Source organism: Hymenobacter glacieicola (assembly GCF_014640315.1).
Taxonomy (GTDB): domain Bacteria; phylum Bacteroidota; class Bacteroidia; order Cytophagales; family Hymenobacteraceae; genus Hymenobacter; species Hymenobacter glacieicola.
Map to the genome: position 1 here is coordinate 182173 of NZ_BMGS01000009.1, position 18022 is coordinate 200194.

General features: G+C 60.1%; 14 protein-coding genes. 7 read left to right on the plus strand and 7 right to left on the minus strand.

The window, feature by feature from the left end; translation table 11 throughout:
- Positions 1–42: 42 nt before the first annotated feature.
- From IEW18_RS16930 to IEW18_RS16950, 5 genes are all read left to right on the plus strand, one after another.
- Positions 43–1065, plus strand: a complete 1023-nt coding sequence (locus tag IEW18_RS16930; protein ID WP_188559056.1) for a hypothetical protein — start codon at positions 43–45, stop codon at positions 1063–1065.
- 73 nt (positions 1066–1138) lie between these two features.
- On the plus strand, positions 1139–2533 hold the full coding sequence (locus IEW18_RS16935) for a sugar MFS transporter (protein ID WP_188559057.1): 1395 nt from the start codon (positions 1139–1141) through the stop codon (positions 2531–2533).
- A 127-nt stretch (positions 2534–2660) separates the two neighbouring features.
- A complete protein-coding gene (gene murB / locus IEW18_RS16940) occupies positions 2661–3689 on the plus strand; it encodes a UDP-N-acetylmuramate dehydrogenase (protein WP_188559058.1) in 1029 nt (342 codons plus the stop codon).
- A 207-nt stretch (positions 3690–3896) separates the two neighbouring features.
- Positions 3897–4931: a fibronectin type III domain-containing protein gene (locus IEW18_RS16945; protein WP_188559059.1), complete on the plus strand. Its 1035-nt coding sequence runs from the start codon at positions 3897–3899 to the stop codon at positions 4929–4931.
- Positions 4932–5200: 269 nt separating this feature from the next.
- Positions 5201–7480 (plus strand): phospholipase D-like domain-containing protein, encoded by a 2280-nt coding sequence (locus IEW18_RS16950; protein WP_188559060.1) that lies wholly within the window; start codon positions 5201–5203, stop codon positions 7478–7480.
- A gap of 376 nt (positions 7481–7856) precedes the next feature.
- Here the strand turns inward: IEW18_RS16950 and rlmF are convergent, their stop codons facing one another.
- Both rlmF and IEW18_RS16960 read right to left on the minus strand, forming a co-directional pair.
- Positions 7857–8786 (minus strand): 23S rRNA (adenine(1618)-N(6))-methyltransferase RlmF, encoded by a 930-nt coding sequence (gene rlmF / locus IEW18_RS16955; protein WP_188559061.1) that lies wholly within the window; start codon positions 8784–8786, stop codon positions 7857–7859.
- A gap of 103 nt (positions 8787–8889) precedes the next feature.
- Positions 8890–11307, minus strand: coding sequence for an endonuclease MutS2 (locus tag IEW18_RS16960; RefSeq protein WP_188559062.1), 2418 nt, complete (start codon positions 11305–11307; stop codon positions 8890–8892).
- A 389-nt stretch (positions 11308–11696) separates the two neighbouring features.
- Between IEW18_RS16960 and IEW18_RS16965 the strand changes: the two genes are divergently transcribed.
- Positions 11697–13388, plus strand: a complete 1692-nt coding sequence (locus IEW18_RS16965; RefSeq protein WP_188559063.1) for a S1C family serine protease — start codon at positions 11697–11699, stop codon at positions 13386–13388.
- A 71-nt stretch (positions 13389–13459) separates the two neighbouring features.
- Here the strand turns inward: IEW18_RS16965 and IEW18_RS16970 are convergent, their stop codons facing one another.
- Genes IEW18_RS16970 through IEW18_RS16980 form a run of 3 tightly spaced genes read right to left on the minus strand, consistent with a single transcriptional unit; the run spans position 13460 to position 16121 of the window.
- On the minus strand, positions 13460–14218 hold the full coding sequence (locus IEW18_RS16970) for a TIGR02757 family protein (protein ID WP_188559064.1): 759 nt from the start codon (positions 14216–14218) through the stop codon (positions 13460–13462).
- A 25-nt stretch (positions 14219–14243) separates the two neighbouring features.
- On the minus strand, positions 14244–15077 hold the full coding sequence (locus IEW18_RS16975; RefSeq protein WP_188559065.1) for a tetratricopeptide repeat protein: 834 nt from the start codon (positions 15075–15077) through the stop codon (positions 14244–14246).
- A 3-nt stretch (positions 15078–15080) separates the two neighbouring features.
- Positions 15081–16121: a LysM peptidoglycan-binding domain-containing protein gene (locus IEW18_RS16980; RefSeq protein ID WP_188559066.1), complete on the minus strand. Its 1041-nt coding sequence runs from the start codon at positions 16119–16121 to the stop codon at positions 15081–15083.
- Positions 16122–16427: 306 nt separating this feature from the next.
- Here IEW18_RS16980 and kdsB point away from each other — a divergent pair, with 306 nt between their 5' ends.
- Positions 16428–17174, plus strand: a complete 747-nt coding sequence (gene kdsB / locus IEW18_RS16985; protein WP_188559067.1) for a 3-deoxy-manno-octulosonate cytidylyltransferase — start codon at positions 16428–16430, stop codon at positions 17172–17174.
- Between the two features lie 10 nt (positions 17175–17184).
- On the opposite strand, the gene IEW18_RS16990 is transcribed toward kdsB, so the two are convergent.
- Together IEW18_RS16990 and IEW18_RS16995 are read right to left on the minus strand one after the other, a co-directional pair.
- Positions 17185–17589, minus strand: coding sequence for a DUF1622 domain-containing protein (locus IEW18_RS16990; RefSeq protein WP_188559068.1), 405 nt, complete (start codon positions 17587–17589; stop codon positions 17185–17187).
- A 72-nt stretch (positions 17590–17661) separates the two neighbouring features.
- The gene (locus tag IEW18_RS16995) at positions 17662–18006 is read right to left on the minus strand and encodes a translation initiation factor (RefSeq protein ID WP_188559069.1); all 345 of its coding nucleotides are present in this window, start codon (positions 18004–18006) and stop codon (positions 17662–17664) included.
- Positions 18007–18022: the final 16 nt, after the last annotated feature.

The window sequence follows — 18022 nt, forward strand, 5'->3', positions numbered from 1 at the left end:
GCTCTAGCAGTAGTACCTATTAATCTGCATTTTTGCCGCCCTATGCGGCCTTCCTTTCTTTTCAACCCCGGCAAAAGCTCGGCGTTCTACCTGACGTTGTTTTTGGCCCTGTCGGTGCTGGGCCTTACGGCCTTCGATGCCGTGAATGGACACTACTCCATTGTGGGCAGCGTGGCTTCGTTTCTGGGGCTGTTCGTAGCCTTTCATAGCTGGAAGGCGGCCGATAATGCTTCGCGCAATACCGATGAAGCCCTCAAGCAGATGCACGCCCTGGCCCACGAAACCCGGCAGCTGGTGCAAAGCAGCACGGCGGTGGAAGAGCAAATCAAAAACGCCGTAGTTACTATCAGCGACGCGACCCGGGAGCTGCACAAAGGCTTCGAGCCCATCATGCAGGAAGCCACTAAGTTTCTGGCCGAAGCGCAGGGTAGCGAGTACCTGGCCCTGATGACGGACTCGGCCGCTATGGGTACCTTCTACGCCCGCCATCATCACCCGCCGCTCAACCAGCGGGAGATGCACGCCCTCACCACCCGGATTCACGCGCTGCTGCTGGAGCGGGCCCGCGACACCCGGGAGTTTTACCTGGCTACCCTCGCCGCTGATGAGGCGCCCGACGCCCTACCACCTACCCGCGACCAGCACGGCCGGCTGCACCATTTCGTGGAGGGCGTGTGGCAGCAGTTCCACCCCGACACGCCGGTGGCCGACGAGCATTGGCAGGAGCACCGGGAGCAGCACTGCACCACCCTACGCCAGATTCAGGACACGTTTACTACCGCTGCTCTGCACCCGGAGCAGCGGGCCGCCGGCGTGGAGCCGCACCAGCTACTGCCAGTGCTGCCCTTCCAGCTGTTGCTGCGCTTCAACGCTGAGGCGAAAGAGCCCTTCCGGGCCCTGGTGATATTTCTGGGCCAGTACAACCTGGATAGGGTCGCCGAAACCCGCGCCATGCAGTCGACGGACCCGGAGCTGGTGCGCACCTTTATCAGCATGTTCGAGAGCCTCACCAGCCTCGACGACCACCCCGGCTACCAGCAGCTGCGGCGGCTGTTCCCGCTCTAACGGCTGGCGCCGCTGTTCTGCTGGGTCTTTCTATCTTTAAGGCTCCTCTGTTTCTTCTGTTTTCTGCCGTTGCATGGCCCTTCCTACTACTTCTCCTACCTCTTCTGCCGGCACTGCCACGCGCAGCTACGCCCTGCCCATGGCGGCCATGACGAGCCTGTTCTTTCTGTTCGGGGCCGTTACCAACTTCAACGGTGTGCTCATGCCCTACCTCAAGGATGTGTGTCAACTTACCGATTTTCAGTCCTCTACGGTATCAGTGGCGTTTTTCGGGGCATATTTTCTGATGTCGTTGCCGGCTGGTGTGCTGCTGAAGCGGCTGGGTTATCAGCGGGGTATTGTGGTGGGGCTGCTGGTTATGGCCGTGGGGGCGCTGGTGTTTATTCCGGCGGCCAACTCGCGGGTGTTTGGGGTGTTTCTGCTGGGCTTGGCGGTGCTGGGCGCGGGCATTACGCTGTTGCAGGTGGCGGCCAACCCCTACGTTTCGGTACTGGGTCCGGCCAGTGGGGCCGCCTCCCGGGTGAGCCTGGTGGGCGTCGCTAATAATTTTGGTGGCACCCTTTCGCCGCTACTGGGCGGGATGTTGCTCTTTGGCGGCTCAGAGGTGCTGAAGGCCCGATTAGCAACTATGCCCGTGGCCCAGCGCTTAAGTGAGGAGGCAGCCTTGGTTAAAGGCCCCTACATTGGGCTGGCCGTGTTTCTGGCGGTGCTGGCTGGGGTGTTTGCCCTGCTAAAACTGCCCGAGCTGGAAACTTTCGCCGACGAAGAAGCCAGCTCTGCTGAGGATGCGTTGCCAACGCGCGCTTCGGCCCTTAACTATCCGCACTTGGCTCTGGGCGTGGCGGCTATTTTCCTGTACGTGGGCGTGGAAGTGGGGCTGGGTGACTACCTGATTCGCTTTGGGGAGGCCCAGAACATCGGGCAGCTGTCGGGGTTTACCCAGGGACTGGTACGCGGCCTGAGCGTGGCTACCAACTGGGCGGCCGCTTTGTTCGGGCAAAGCCCCGCTCCTATTGACACCACCGCAGGCTTCACCAAGGCCGTGGGTGCGGTGCTGGTATCGTCGTACTGGTTTGGCTCGCTGGTGGGGCGGGTGATAGGCATTCCGCTGCTCAGCCGCATCAATGCCCGTTATGGCCTGGTACTGGTGTGCGCCATGGCCCTGCTAAGCGTGGTGGCGGCGGTGCTGGTGCGCGGCGAGGCGGCGTTGTGGCTGGTGGTACTCTGCGGCCTGTGCAATTCCATTATGTGGCCGGTTATCTTTCCGCTGGCCATTAAAGGGCTTGGCCCGCTAACCAAGCAGGGTTCTTCGTACCTGATCATGGCCATTGTGGGCGGGGCTGTTATTCCATTCCTGATGGGAGCGGTGGCTACCTACGCGGGCGGACTGCGCGTGGCCTTCATTATTCCGGCCCTGTGCTACGCTTATTTACTTTTCTACTCCCTGCGCGGCTACCAGGTGCGATAGTTGGAGCGGCCAGACAGCAAGCCCGGTGCCCCTTCTAGGGTGGCGGGCTTTGCTTTTGTGGGCCGCGGGCACTACCGCACAATAGCCAAACGGCTACCTTTACCGACGCATCATTTCCCTTGTACCTATGGCTTCGGCTCCCGTTCTCGAACACCACGTTTCCCTGCGCCCCTACAATACCTTCGGTCTGGAGGTGAAAGCCCGGCTGTTTGCCCGGTTTACTTCAGTGGAAGAGCTGCGGGCCCTGCTGGCCCTGCCCGAGGTGCAGGCAGCCGAGAAGCTGGTGCTGGGCGGCGGCTCCAACCTGCTGTTCACCCAGGATTTCGACGGCGTGGTGCTCAAAAACGAAATCCGGGGCCTCGACATCATCAGCCAGGACCAGGAAACGGCCCTGGTGCGGGCCGGCGCCGGCGAGTCGTGGCACGGGCTGGTGCAGTACACGCTGGATCAGGAGCTAAGCGGCATCGAAAACCTTTCCCTGATTCCGGGCACGGTCGGCGCGGCCCCGTTGCAGAACATCGGAGCTTACGGCTCGGAGCTGAAGGATACCTTTGAGCAGTTGGAGGCCCTGGAAATCAGCACGGGGCAAGTGCGCACGTTTTCGGCCGCTGAGTGCGGTTTCGGCTACCGGGAAAGTGTGTTCAAAGGCCCCCTGAAAAATCAGTTTATCGTAACGGGTGTGGTGCTGCGCCTGCAGCGGCAGGCCCGGCCCAACGTCAGCTACGGGGCCATCAAAACCACCTTGGAAGACCTGGGCATTGGAGGCGAGCCTACCCCCCGCGAGGTCAGCGAAGCCGTCATGCACATCCGTCGCAGCAAGCTCCCCGACCCCGCCCAGATTGGCAATGCCGGCTCCTTTTTCAAAAATCCCGAAGTATCTCAACTCAAGTACGACGAGCTAAAAGCGCACTTCCCCGAGTTGCCGGGCTACCCCGTGCCCGGTGGGGTAAAAGTGCCCGCCGCCTGGCTGATTGAGCAGTGCGGCTGGAAGGGCCAGCGCCGCGGCGCCCACGGCGTGCACGACAAGCAGGCCCTGGTGCTGGTAAACCACGGCGGAGCCCAAGGGCAGGATATTCGGGAACTGGCCCACGACATCATTGCGTCGGTGCGGGAAAAGTTTGGGATTGAGCTGCATCCGGAGGTTAATATCCTCTGAGTCTTTTCAATAAAGAGCGGGCGGGCCCGGCTGTTTCCCAACAGCCGGGCTTTGTCGTTTTAGGACTTTCTTACGGAAGTAGGGATTTTTTCACTCATTTTGGGAAAGAAATCGTGTAGTTTTACCACCCCCCCCGGCTTTCGTCTGGTTCCGCTTATTTCTTGCTCATTTACTTTCCTGTTGCGGCTTACAACCACCGCCCGCTTAATGAAAACACGTTTTCTCTCCTGCCTTTTTCTTTCCTCCGCCTTCCTAGCTCAGGCCCAGCAAAGCTCCCGCCCCCGGGCCGGGCAGGGCCCTTCCCGGCAGGTTCGTAACAGCGCCCCGGCTACTCCGCCGGCGCCAACCATCGCCGCCGCCCGGCAGGCCGGGCCGGGTAGCACCGTTACGGTGCGAGGCGTGGTAGAAAACGGGCCAGAGTTGGGGCAGTTGCGCTTCATTCAGGACCGCACCCACGGCCTGGCGCTGTTTTCTACCACCAATGCCGAGCTGCAAGCTTTGATGCCCGGCGACAGTGTGCTGGCGACGGGCACGCTCAAAAACTACAACGGCCTGCTGGAAATGGACCCCGTTACGAGCGTGCAGAAGCTGGCCAGCAACCGGCGCGTAGTAGCCACGGAAGTAGCCGCCACGGACGTGGCCACGGCATTTGAGGAAGGCTACGAGGGGCGCCTGCTGCGCATTACCGGGATTACCAGCCTAACGACCTCCGCCAGTACGCCCGCCGAAGCACTGAAAGGCAACACGAACTACCTGATCAACGGCCAGCGCAGCACACCCATCCGCGTGCACGTTGCCTCTACGGGCCCCACCGGCATGGTGGACAAAACGCCGCCGCCTGGCCCTTTTGACTTGTTAGGCATCCTGAGCCAGTTTTCTCCGAGCGGCACCGGCGGCTACCAGTTGCTACCTCGCCAGTACGCTGATTTTTCGGTAGCTGGAGGCTTGCCCGCCATTCAGGGTGAGCCCGTGCCTACGGCCATCCACCGCAATGGCTTTACCGTTACCTTCCAGACTATTAACCCCGGCACTACCACCGTAGAGTACGGCAAAACTACAGCCCTGGGCACCACAGTTAACTTGCCCGCCACCACCACTGTCCACAGCGTAGAGCTCACCAACCTGGAGCCGGGCACGGTGTACTATGTACGGGTGTCGTCCACCAATGCCGCGGGCACCTCGCGCTCCGCCGCTGTCCCGATGATTACGGACACGAAAAAGCGCCTGACCAGCCGGCCCTAGTCTGGCCTCAGCGGCGGCCCTACCCATCTGCGCCCGCCCAAGCGCCGGCCTGGTTGCTCCCCCACACAGGGAGTAACCAGACCAGCGCTACTTTTTTGGCAAACGGAACCGTATGCTGCTTAATAAAGCTGAAAACCAGATGTTTACCTATAGTATTTCCTGATTTTTGCAATCAGGAAATCTTCTAATTCGAGTGCTTATTCTTCGGGGAAGATGAGGATATTTGTCGCTTCTTTCGCTTACCACCTCATTCCCATCCTCTCAATTTGATGAAAAAATTTACTCTGTTAGCTCTGCTTGGTAGCGGGGCAGCATTGCAGCCCGTGGCAGCCCAAACCGTAAAATCGGTAGCGGATGCCCGCGCCGCCGGGGTTGGCGCCACCGTTACGGTGCGGGGCGTAGTGACCAACGGTACGGAGCTGGGCGTCATTCGCTACTTGCAGGATGGTACTGGTGGTTTGGCCGCTTATTCCACCACCGCAGCTGGCTTTTCGGCCCTGGTGCCCGGCGACAGTATTGAAATCAGCGGCACGCTGAAAAACTTCAACGGGCTGCTGGAAATAGACCCCGTGGCCAGCGTATCGGTGCTGGCCCAGAACCGGGTTATCCGCCCGGCGGCCACCGTGGATGCTTCCGCCCTGACCTCGGTTTTTGCCGAGCAGTACGAGTCGCGGGTGGTGCGCATCAATAAGAACACTTCCCTGACCACCAGCGCCGGCGCCGCCGTCGGCACCTTTGGGGGCAACACCAACTACCTGCTCAACGGGCAGACCGGCGCCACTCTGCGCACGGCGGCCGCGGGCAACCCCGGCAACGACTTAGTGGGCAAAGCCGCCCCCAGCGGCCAGTTCGACGTGCTGGGCATTATGAGCCAGTTCTCGAGTAGCGGCACCGGCGGCTACCAGCTGCTACCCCGCCGCTACCAGGATTTCGTGTTGGGTGGCACTCCTAACCTGCTCAGCTCGCCGGTGCCTACGGCCATCAGTACCACCGGCTTCACGGTAAACTTCACCACCGAAAACGCGGGCACGGCCAAGCTGGAATACGGCACTTCCCCGGCCGGCCCCTTCACCACCGTAACCGGGCCTACCACCGCCGCCAAGCAGCACAGCATTGCCCTGACGGGCCTGCAGCCGGGCATTATCTACTACGTGAAAGCCTCGGTTACGAACAGCATCGGCACTTCGGAGTCCAGGGCCGTGCCCATGGTTACGGCCTCGCTTTCCAGCGGCAAGATGCGTTCTTACTTCACCGGTACAGTAAACGCCGCCCTGGCCCTGCCGGGTAATACGGCCACTTACTTGGCCAACGGCGCCATTGCCGATACGCTGGCGCGCTACATCAACCGGGCCACCAAAACCCTGGATATTGCCATCTATAACTGGAACAGCCCGGTTATTCTGACCGCCGTAAATGCCGCCCACGCCCGGAAGGTTGCGGTGCGCGTCATCTTCGAAAACGACAACACCAACGCCAGCATTCCGGGCCTGAACGCCGACATCCCGCGCCTGGGCCGCCAAACCCAGCAGAACATCATGCACAACAAGTTTGTGGTGATTGACGCCGAGGACCCCAACGTGAACGTGCCGTGGGTATGGTCGGGCTCCACGAACTGGACGCCGGCCCAGCTTTCCACGGACCGCAACAACGCCATTGCCATCCAGGACCAGGCCCTGGCCCGCACCTACACCCTGGAATTCAACGAAATGTGGGGCAGCGGCACCATGGCGACGGCCCGCTTTGGCTCGGCCAAAACCGACAACACGCCCCATTACCTCATGATTGGGGGCAAGCAGGTAGAGTCGTGGTTCTCACCCACTGACCAGGTGAACGGCCGCTTGATTCAGGCCATCCAGTCGGCCGACAATGACCTGCACATTGCCACCATGCTCATTACCCGCACCGAGCTGGGCCGCGCCATTGTGGACCAGGTACGGGCCCGCAATATTGTAGGCTGCTCCGAGGTGCTCGTCAACGACACCAGCAACACGGGCACCGGCGCCATCCTGCGCACCATCCGCACGGCGCTGGGCGAGCGGGCTCTGGTGAAAAACACCAGCGGCATCATGCACCACAAATACGCCATCGTGGATGCCGGGGCTTCGCAGTCGGACCCGCTGGTGTTCGTGGGCTCCCACAACTGGTCGCTCTCGGCCGACACGGAGAATGACGAAAACACGCTTATCGTGCACGATGCCCGCATCGTAAACCAGTACTACCAGGAGTTTGCCGCCCGCATTGCCGAGCAAAACCGCGGCGTACAGGTGTGCAGCCTGGTGCTGAGCAACAAGAAAACCGTGCAGCAAAGCGCCGTGCAGGTGTATCCTAACCCCACCAGCGGCAAGTTCCAACTGCGCGTGCAAGCCAGCGCCGCCCGCACGGCCCGCGTGGTGCTGCGCGACGCCACCGGCCGCGTTGTCCTCGACCAGAACAAGCCCCTGAACGGCCAGGAAGTAAGCGTCGATGCCTCCGCCCTGCGCGCCGGCCTGTACTTAGTGCAGATCGAAACGGCCGAATCGACCCAAGTTAGCCGAGTGGTAGTAGAGTAGATTCCTCTCCGCCTCTTCACCAATAAAAAGGCCGTTCCCCTCCGGGAACGGCCTTTTTTGCTGCGTGATACTAGCACGCCTGACTGATGTAAGAACGACCGTAGAAACGCACCCCTGGGCCACACCGACCTGCGGTTTGCGTCTGCTCATCAGCTCCGCTGACCTTCGGTTGCTGAGGTTGCGTAGGTTGTCATTCCGAGCTTAAGCGAGGAATCTGGGTTCATCATCCAACGGCTCGGCCCAGATTCCTCGCTTCGCTCGGAATGACAGGTGGGGTTAGCTGTACTAGACCAACCATTCGGATGCTAAAACGCGGACTGAAGGCTGGGCCAGCCAAGGGGCGCGTCTTTACAGCCTATTAGGTTTCTTTTCTGTCTTACTTCCAGCGGCGCGCGGCCCAGGCCTGGCGCTGGGTTTCGTCTTGGAAGGTCCAGGCCACTACCCGGCTAACTTTCTGGCCCTGGGTCATGTCCAGCACTTTCACCTCCGTGGCGCCGGCCTGCCCAAGCAGGTAATGGGCACTGCGTAAGGTTTCTTTTTTAGAAATAAGCGACGAGAACCACAGGACCCGCGGGGCCAGCGGCACGCTTTGCGTAATCATTCGTTTCAGGAAGCCTTCCTCCCCTCCTTCGCACCATAGCTCCGTGTTCTGGCCCCCGAAGTTAAGCAGCGGCTCCGCCGACTTGGTTTTAGCGTAGCCCAGGTTCCGGCCCTTCTTACGGCTGCCGGCGGCGGCATCGGCGGCCGAGGTGTGAAACGGCGGGTTGCAGATGACCACGTCAAACTCTTCGCGGGGTTTTACAATACCCTCAAAGATGTAGTCGGCGTGGGTTTGCAGGCGCAAATCGATGCGGCCGGCCAGCGCGGGGTTGGCGGCCACCATGCTCCGGGCAGCTTTGAGCGCCACGCCGTCCACCTCCGAGCCCACGAAGCGCCACCCATACGCCTGCGTGCCGATGATGGGATACACGCAGTTGGCCCCTACCCCCACGTCCAGCACGTGTACCGACTTATCGCGCGGCACCACACCGCCGTGGTCGGCGGCCAGCAGGTCGGCCACGTTGTGAATGTAGTCGGCGCGGCCCGGGATGGGCGGACAGAGGTAGCCGGCGGGCACGTCCCAGTGCGCTACCCCGTAAAACTGCTTGAGCAGCGCCTTATTCAACGCCTTCACGGCGGCGGGGTTGGCAAAGTCGATGCTGTCGTCGCCGGTAGGGTTCGGAATGACGAAGGCGGCCAGCTCGGGGCTGGTGCTGGTCAGCTGCGCGAAGTCGTAGCGGGCGGCGTGGGGGTTGCGGGGATGCATACGTAGGGCGTTGAGTTTACTGGAATAAAGAGCCCGTTACGCGAAACGCAACGGGCTCCTTGGGTGCATTACGGGGGCAAAGGTACGCGGAAAGCGCGGCTGCCTACTTCAGCACGGCAATGGTCACGCCGTCGCCGCCCCGGTCGGCGTGCTCGTCGGCTACGCTGGCCACTTCCCGCACCTTGTGCAGGTAGTCACGGGCAATCTGGCGCAGGATGCCGTTGCCACGGCCGTGCAGGATTTTGATTTCCGGCACGCCCAGCATCACGGCGTCGTCCACGTAGGCCATGATGCGGTTGAGGGCATCTTCGGCCCGCTCCCCGCGCAAGTCCAGCGTGGTGTTAAAGCCCGACATCCGGCCCGTGATATCCAGGGTAGCGTGCTGGGCCGGGGCGCGGCGGGCCGACTCCTTTTCCCGCTCCCGGATTTCGGAACGGGTGAGCTTTTCCAGCTGGCTGACCTTGACGATGGTTTTCATCCCGCCAAAGGAAACCTCGGCCGTTTTGCCCTTCACCGCCATGATTTCGCCGTGCCCTTCCTGGCCCAGCAGCGCTACCTTGTCGCCGGGCTTGAGGGTAGTAGCGTCGGCCATTTCGCGGGTGGCTTTGGGCTTGGGCGGCTCAATCTGCAGCTTTTCGCGCACGAAGGTATCGAGCTTGCCGCGGGCTTCCTTGGTGCGTTCCTTGTCGGCCTGGCCCAGGCGGATTTCCTGGATGGTGGCCTCAATCTGCTGGTTGGTGTCACGCAGCAGCAGTTTGGCCTTGGCCTTGGCCTCGCGCAGCACGTCCAGGGTCGTATCGTCGAGGTACTTCTTGAGGTCCTGGTATTCCTGGGCCGCTTTCTTGAGGCGGCGCTCGGCCTTGGCGGCTTCGGCGGTCCGCTGCTCCAGCTCGGTTTTCTCCTTTTCCAGGCCTTCCAGCAGCCGGTCGTACCGAATTTTATCCTTGCCCACGAGCTGGGTAGCCCGCTCCACAATCTGCTTGGGTAAGCCAATTTTGCGGGCAATTTCGATGGCGAAGCTGGAGCCGGGCTTGCCGGTTTCCAGGCGGTAGAGCGGCTGCAGCTGGTCGGGGTCGTAGCGCATGGCCCCGTTGATGATGCCGGGCGTGCGCTCGGCGTAGTTTTTCAGGTTCGTGTAATGAGTCGTGATAACGCCGAACGCCCGGGCCCGGTTGAGCTGCTCCAGCACGGCTTCGGCAATGGCCCCGCCCAGGCTGGGCTCGGTGCCGGTACCGAACTCGTCAATCAGCACCAGGCTGCGCTTGTTGGCCAGGGTCACGAATTGCTTCATGCTCAGCAGGTGGGAGGAATACGTACTCAGGTCGTTTTCCAGGCTCTGCTCGTCGCCGATATCCAGGAAGATGTCGTCGAATACGCCCGCTTCCGACTCCTCGCCGGCCGGAATCAGCAGGCCGCACTGCAGCATGTACTGCACCAAGCCTACCGTCTTCATGCTCACCGACTTCCCCCCGGCGTTAGGCCCTGAAATCAGCAGAATGCGCTGCTCGGGGTTTAGCTCGATATCCAGGGGTACTACCTCGCGCGGGTCGTCCTTGGCGTGGCTCTGGAAGGTAAGAAAAAGCAGGGGGTGGCGCACGCGGTGCCACCGGATCAGGGGGCGCGGGTTGAGGACCGGGAGCGTAGCTTCCAGCTGCCGCGCCAATTGGGCCTTGGCCCGGACGAAGTCCAGCAGGCCCAGGTACTGGTAAGCTTTACGCAGATCCGGAATGTGGGGGCGCAGCTGGGCCGTGAGCTGGGTCAGGATGCGCACCAGCTCGCGCTGGTAGGCGTTTTCCAGGTCCTTGATGTCGTTATTCAGCTCGAATACGGCTTCCGGCTCAATGAACACCGTCTGGCCCGTCGCCGACTCGTCGTGGATCAGCCCTTTTACCCGGCGCTTGTGCTCCACAATCACCGGCAGCACCAGGCGGCCACCCCGGATGGTGGGCTCGGCGCCCTCGGGCACCCAGCCCTCGTTGCGGGCGTGGCGCAGGATGCCAGCAATCTGCTTGCGCAACTGGCCCTGGCGGTTAATCAGCTCCTGCCGAATCTGGCGCAGCAGCGGCGAAGCATCCTCCCGGACCTGTCCCTCATCGTCGACTACTTTGTCGAGGTTGGCTATCAGGTTGCGGTCGACTTGCACGCCAATGCCCAGCAGGCGCAGCGTGGGGTAGAGGTTTTCTTCGGCCCTGATAAAGAAAGTAAGCGCCTCCCGAATGGTGCGCAAACTCATTTTCACGGCGAAGAAAGCCGCTACGTCCAGGTAGGAGCCGGGCAGGTTGGCGCGCACCAAGTGCTGGTGCACGTCGTGGTAGTGCTGGCTGGGAAAGTCGGCCCCGCTGTTGAGCAGCTGGCGGAACTCGTCGGTTTGCAGCAGCAGCTTCTGGAGCTGCTCGGCGTTGGTTTGAAAGGACATCTTGGCCACGAAATGCCGGCCCAAAGAGCTCAGGCACAACGTATCCAACATCTCACGCAACTGCGTGAAACCTATTTTCTGCTCAAAGTTCTGAGGAAGAATCAAATCGGGTAGGTACTTGGGGATTCAGATAAGAATGCGAAGATAAACACTCCCCGCCCCGGGAAAGATTCATGAATACTAATCTTTCTCTATCTGCCAGCATGAGGAATAGTGGAATTCCCACCCAATCTTGTAAAGGCTAGCATTTAAATGTAATAAAACGTATTAAGTTTGAAGCAGATTTCATAGCTATCCTCTTTCAGCCAGTGCGATTATCGCTGGTCATCTTGTTTCCACTACTGCTTTATTTACAGCCTTGCCTTCCTCGTTTGATTTTATTCAAAGAGCCATAAATAGCCACTATTTGTGCTTGCTACTAGCAACTCTGGTAGCTTAACCACTAAGGCACTTTCCCATAATCCACCCTGTGTGCTCCCTGCTTTTTGCCTCCGATGGTTATTAGACAAGGCCATCGTCTCACATTTTATTTTTCGCTCACCTTTTTTCACTATATAAAGAAAAGCTTTACTCAAGTTGTAAGTGGCTTGTTAGTTGGCTCCCTGCTATTGCCCAGCTGCGCCACCATTATTTCCACGCCTAAGCAAACCGTTCACATTGTAGGCCAACCTGCTGGCAGCACCTACTACGCGAATGATAAGAAGCTAAAGTCCAAGCCATTGAATAATGGCACAGCCGGGGCCGTGTCGGTCCGGCTTCCTCGAAAAAAGAAGTCAGAGCTGCTCATCAAGCATGCTGGCTACAAAGACTACTCTGAAACCCTTTACCCCACTAAGCGCAATGCTGTTGCGTATTTAAACTGGATTCCGATAGTGGGAGCACTAGGTCAGTTGGCAGTAGGCGTCAGCAATGGTGACGACACAAATTTTTTAGGCACCGGGTTGCTGTTAGGGGTAGGTGGTGTTTTGATTGACAATAGCACTGGGGCCAGCAAACGACTCAATAAGGAGGAGATACGCCCCAATATGCTTGCTCTTCCTACCGCCTTAGCAGGTGGGCAGACTATTCAGTGCGGTCTAATGAACGTGCGTATTAAGGGAGGTGATAAGATGGGGAATCTCATTATTGAGAATGATCCTGAAGAGATTCTGTATTTCGGCAAGTCGCTTGATATTGATGCTGAACACCTCAAAGCCAACATTAACAGCACCCTTAAAGAACTAGGCTATAATGTGCCCGGCACAGAGGGCCAAAGCGTATTTTCAACCGGTTCCTCCTCACGCTACACATTACAAGGAGAAATGCGCGACGTAAAATACGACATTTACGCATCGAGCAAATACGAGGCCTTGGCTCGTTTCGAAACCCGGTGTAACGTTGAAATTACGTGGAAGCTGCTAAATCAGAATCGTCAGACAGTACTGGAGCAGAAAACAGCGGGTACAAGTGTCAAGTTTGTAAAAGGAGGCAACGCGGCCTTTGAGGATGCTTTTGAGAATTCTTTATATGCTTTCCTAAATAACCCAGCCGTTGCTCCAGCGTTGGCCAAGCCCGCTACTGCTACCGCCGCACTGGAAAGTAAGCCTGCGCTTATCTCAATCCATCGTAACAAGCAACCCACGTCGGCAACTGATAACGGCATAACTCTAGCCGCGCGCAGTGTTGTTATCATGGAAACGGCCAACGGCCATGGCAGCGGCTGTATTATTTCGCCCGATGGCTATATAGTTACGAACGCACACGTAGTAGGCGATGAGCAGCAGATACAAGTACACCTCTCCGATGGGCTGAAGGCCCAAGGCAAAGTAGTGCGCGTTAATCCTGAAATGGACTTGGCATTGGTTAAAATAGAGGTCGATGGTCTTACGGCCTTTCAACTGCCTGTCGCAAGCCTAGCCGATATTGGTGCTGACGTATTCGCTATCGGCACCCCCGCCGACAAAGAGCTGGGCCAGACTGTCACGAAAGGGATTATCAGTGGCCGCCGCAAAATTGAAGGACATTCCTTTCTGCAAACCGATGTCAGCATTAACGGGGGCAATAGCGGGGGGGCCCTGGTTAATCGTTCAGGTCAGTTGCTAGGAATTGTTAACGCGAAGCTAATAGGCCGAGGAATTGAAGGCATTGGTTTTGCCATTCCGGCCGAACAAGTGACTGATGCCCTGCAACTGAAGTTCACTGAATAACACTACTTATTAGCATACACGCGCCCGGCAATTTCACCATCTACTGGTAGAGTTGCCGGGCGCGTCAGCATTTACATCTCCCCTTCCACGCCCAAGCCGAACAAGGCGAAATCGTACTTCACGGGGTCCAGGGGGTCGAAGGCGCGCAGGTGGGCGGTCAGCTCCTCGGCCGCCAGCCAGTCGATTTGCTTGCGCTCCAGCAAACCCAGGCGGCGGGCCACGCGCTCCACGTGCACGTCGCAGGGGCAGATAAGGTCAGCGGCGGGCAGGCGCCGCCAGAGGCCGAAATCAACCCCGCGCACGTCGGGACGGACCATCCAGCGCAGGTACATGTTTACGCGCTTGCAAGCTGAGCCCCGGGCCGGAGTGGCCACGTGCTTGCGGGTGCGCTGGGGCGCGTCTTCCAGGCTGAAGAACAGATTGTGAAAGTTTTCGAGGCGTTCCTTCTGGGTACTGCCCACCAGAAAAGCGTCTTCCAGCGTTTCGTGGCCGGCGTAAAACCAGCGCAGCCAGTGCACGAAGTACAGCAGGTCGGTGTCGCAAAACGTGCGGTGGCAGAAGCCCAGCAGCTTTTTCAGGTCCTCATCGTGGTGCTGGGTGATGAACTGATGGGGCGCATCATCCATGCGGCGTAGCAATTCTGTGCACTTGCTGATGATGGTGGGCCGGCGCCCCCAAGCCAGCAGGGCCGCAAACAGGCCACTGATTTCCACGTCCTGGCGCTGCGTAAAGCGGTGCGGAATGCTGATAGGATCAGCCACAATAAAGGCGGGCTGATCGTAATGCCGGTATTTTTCGTCGAGCAGAGCCCTAACCTGAGCGTGATTCACGGGGCGGAATGAGGGTAAGCGGCCGTTATTCCCAGCCGGCGGAAGTGTCGGATGCGGCTGGTACGGCTTTAAAGCGGGCCATGGCCTGCGTAAACTGAGACAGGCGGCGCAGCTTGCGCTTACCAATGGCTTCGGCGTCGTGCAGGGCCTGGGCGCGTTGGGCGGGGGAAAGCTGCTGGTGCAGCCGGGCAATCGTACGCATGGCCTCCGTCCAAAGAATATGCACGGTGATGGTGTGCATCTCATTCATAAGCAGATACCACGCATAGCTTTCCACCGGGTTGCGGGGTAGCCGGTATCCTTTCTGACACCACACGCCTAAACTGAGGGCTTGCTGAAAAATTGTGGCACTGTCAGCGGCCGTAGCGGCCGTTGCCCGCGCCGCAATCTGCTTGCGAAGTTGCAACGGATAGGCTGCGATGGGCGGAGCCGGGCTGTCGGCGTAGGTACTGTCGCAGTAGTGCTGCAAGGAAACCAGGCTGGACAGGTCGCCGGCGGCGGCACCCTCCCGCAGCCAAGCTAGCATCTGCTTTTTGCTCAGCAGGCCCGAGTACCAGAACTCGGCTCCCAGCAGGGCCTGAGCGGGAGTATGGTGTTGCTGGGCTGCTTTCTTGAGCCAGTCAACGGCTAAGGTATCATTGCGGTTCGTGCCCTGACCGCTATGGTAGGCAATGCCAAGCTCGTACTGCGCTGGCGCGCTGCCGGCGCCCGCGGCCCGCTGCAAATACAACAGGGCCTGCTCAAATTCAGCGGCCTGCTGGTGATGATGGGCGCGGTCCAGGAGCGTGCTGCCCGGTTGCGCTTGGCACCAGGAGATAGCCAAGCCTAGCAGCACGAGCAATATACCCAAGGTACGCATGGGTTACGGTACGTAGCTGGTTTCAACCCGGAAGCGCTGGTCGGGAGTAGCCAGGCGCTGCACTGCTTTCTTGGAGAGGCGCACCAGAATGTTGGTATTCTCGCCCGTATCGGGCAGGGGGCCAATCACGCGCACGTACACCGACTGCCCGTTCATGATGTTGCGTACCTGCATAATAGTACCCACCGGGGCCGTTTTGTGCAGGGCCAGGTACTTATCCGAGGCATCTGTTTGGATGGCCGTAGCCAGGCCGCTCTCCGACACGCGCCGCACAATTTCGCTGGCGCGGGAGGGGCCCCGGTCGTTGTCGGGGGCTTCGGTGGCGGGGTTGGCGGGCGTAACGGCAGGAGCCGTGGCCGAGTCGCGGGCCCGTTCCCGGGCTGCCCGCTCGCGCGCTTCCCGCTCCCGGGTTTCCCGGGCCTCGCGCTCCGCAGCATCGTCGCGCTCCGGCCGGGCCGTAGGCGCGGGGCGGGGTGGGGCGGCCGCTACTGGGGTTGCGGCAGGCTGCGCGGCGGGGCGGGAAGCGGTTGGCGCGCTACCCGTACCAGCGGCCACAATCACGGTTTCTCCTACCCGCACGTTGTAGTTGGCAGGAAAGCCATTCAGCCGGGACAGCTCGGCGGGGGTAGTCTGGAAGCGGCGGGCAATGGCAAACAGCGTTACGCCGGGCTCAACCCGGTAGATGCGGTTGCCGCGGCCGTCGGTGGGTAGCGTGCGGGCCGGGGCCGAGGTGGTAGCGGCCGCCGCGCGGGGGGTAGCGGGCTGATTTAGTACGACCCGGTTGCGGGGCACCAGCACAATCTGCCCGGTCACCAGGGCGCCTTTCTGACCCGAGTTGGCCTCCACAATCTGCTCCACGGGCACTTTGTAGCGGCGGGCCAGCCCGTAAAGGGTTTCGCCCGGCCCTACCCGGTGCTTAATCAGCATCATGTTGTTGCGGTACTCGACCCCAATGGAATCAGGCGGCGCTACGGGCCGAGGACTGGCCACAGCCGTAAAACCAGTCAGGGCAAGCGCAGTGGTCAGCAACGAAAATCGGAACATACAACGGGTAGGCAAAAAGCAGGTAGCAGGCCCCTCAAGGCGAAAAATGACCCGCTTGCATAAAGTTTGCCGAAAGTTACGGATTCAAGCCGAAGCATTCGCTACAATATGAAAGCAGCGGTTTTTTGTTGGTTGATTTCGGGACGTAACCCACCTCGAACCGGAGCCTCCTTAGCCCCATAATTTGTCCCCGGCTACCAGGCTAGGCCCGTGAAAAGACGAAGCCGACCCTCCAGCTTACTAGCGGGGTAGCGAAGCGTGGCAGTTTTTACCGTTTTTTGTGGCTCGCCCATTATTCTGCTCCTTATGCACGCCATCGGTATTATTCCCGCCCGCTTTGCTTCCACCCGCTTACCCGGCAAACCCCTCGTGGAATTGGGCGGCCAATCCATGATTCAGCGGGTGGTGGGGCAGGCCCAGCAGTCCAGTCTGAGCCGGGTGGTGGTAGCCACCGATGACGAGCGGATTCTAACGCACGTGCGCGGGTTTGGCGGGGAGGCAGTTCTGACTTCCGCCGAGCACCCCAGCGGCACCGACCGGATTTGGGACGCTTACCAGCAGCTCGGCACCACGGCCGACTGCATCATCAACATTCAGGGCGACGAGCCGTTTATTCACCCCGCCCAGATTAACGCACTAGTGGAGCTATTTGCCCGCCCGGAGCCACCCCAGCTGGCGACCTTAGTAAAGCCGGTTGTAAGCGAGGAGGAGCTTTTCAGCCCTCACCTGCCCAAGGTAGTGCGCGACGCGGCCGGCTACGCCCTTTACTTCAGCCGCCACCCCCTGCCCTACCAGCGCCAGCACGCTCCCACTGACTGGCTCCAACACCACCGCTACCTGCGCCACATTGGCCTGTACGCCTACCGCCCCGAGGTGCTGGCCGACATTACCCGCCTGCTCCCTTCCGCCCTGGAGTTGGCCGAAAGCCTGGAGCAATTGCGCTGGCTGGAAAACGGGTACCGAATTCTGACGGCGGAAACAACGCTGGAAACCATCGGCATCGACACGCCGGAGGACGTGGCGCGCGCCCTGGCCTACCTGGCCCGCCAGTAAGGGCCAGGATTTACTGTTCGGTGGCCCGTTTCACTATGTGGTGCTCGGCGACGCTGCGGTGCTCGTCCTTCATTTCCTTGGAAAGAAAGAAGTTGAGCGTTGTCCGGATGACGGCAATGGCGCCCAGCTTACCGATTTGCTCCCAGCTGGGGGCAATGGCCGTGGACAGAATATCGGCGCCCAGCTGAAACTCCAGGGCCAGGGCCAGGTAGCGGGCCAGCGTCAGGCGAATGGCGGTGAAGTCGGCGGTTTGGCGGGCCAGCAGCGCCTTCAGAAACAGGCCGCCGGCTACTATAATGCCCAGCGCAATAATGAAAGCGCCCACGGTTTCTACCCCCAGCTTTAGCCACTGCACGGCTTCAATAACCCAGTTTTCGGCCAGGGAATGTACGGTAGCAACTTCGGGAGCGGGCATGAGGCAGAGAGTACGGTGAAAGGGAAGCGGCAGGACGTGACAGGCTGGTGGCTGGCGGGCAGGCCACGGCCGCTAGCCGCCGGCTTTCTTGGCCTTGTAGCCTTTTTCGAGCAGAACGGCCAGCACTTTGTCGCGGAAGTCGCCCTGGATGATGATTTCACCGTCTTTGGCGTTGCCGCCAACGGCGCACTTGGTTTTCAGCAGCTTACCCAGGGTTTGCAGGTCGGCGTCCTGGCCCACGAAGCCGGTGATGAGGGTAACTTGCTTGCCGCCCCGGGCTTTTTTATCGAGCTGCACCCGCAGGTTTTGTTGCTGGGGCGGCAGGGTAGCAACCTGCTCGTCGCCGGTTTGCTGGTATTCAAAATCGGGGTTAGTGGAGTACACCACGCCTTCCCGGCGGTTCTTATCAGCTTTCATGGGTGCAAGTTGTGAA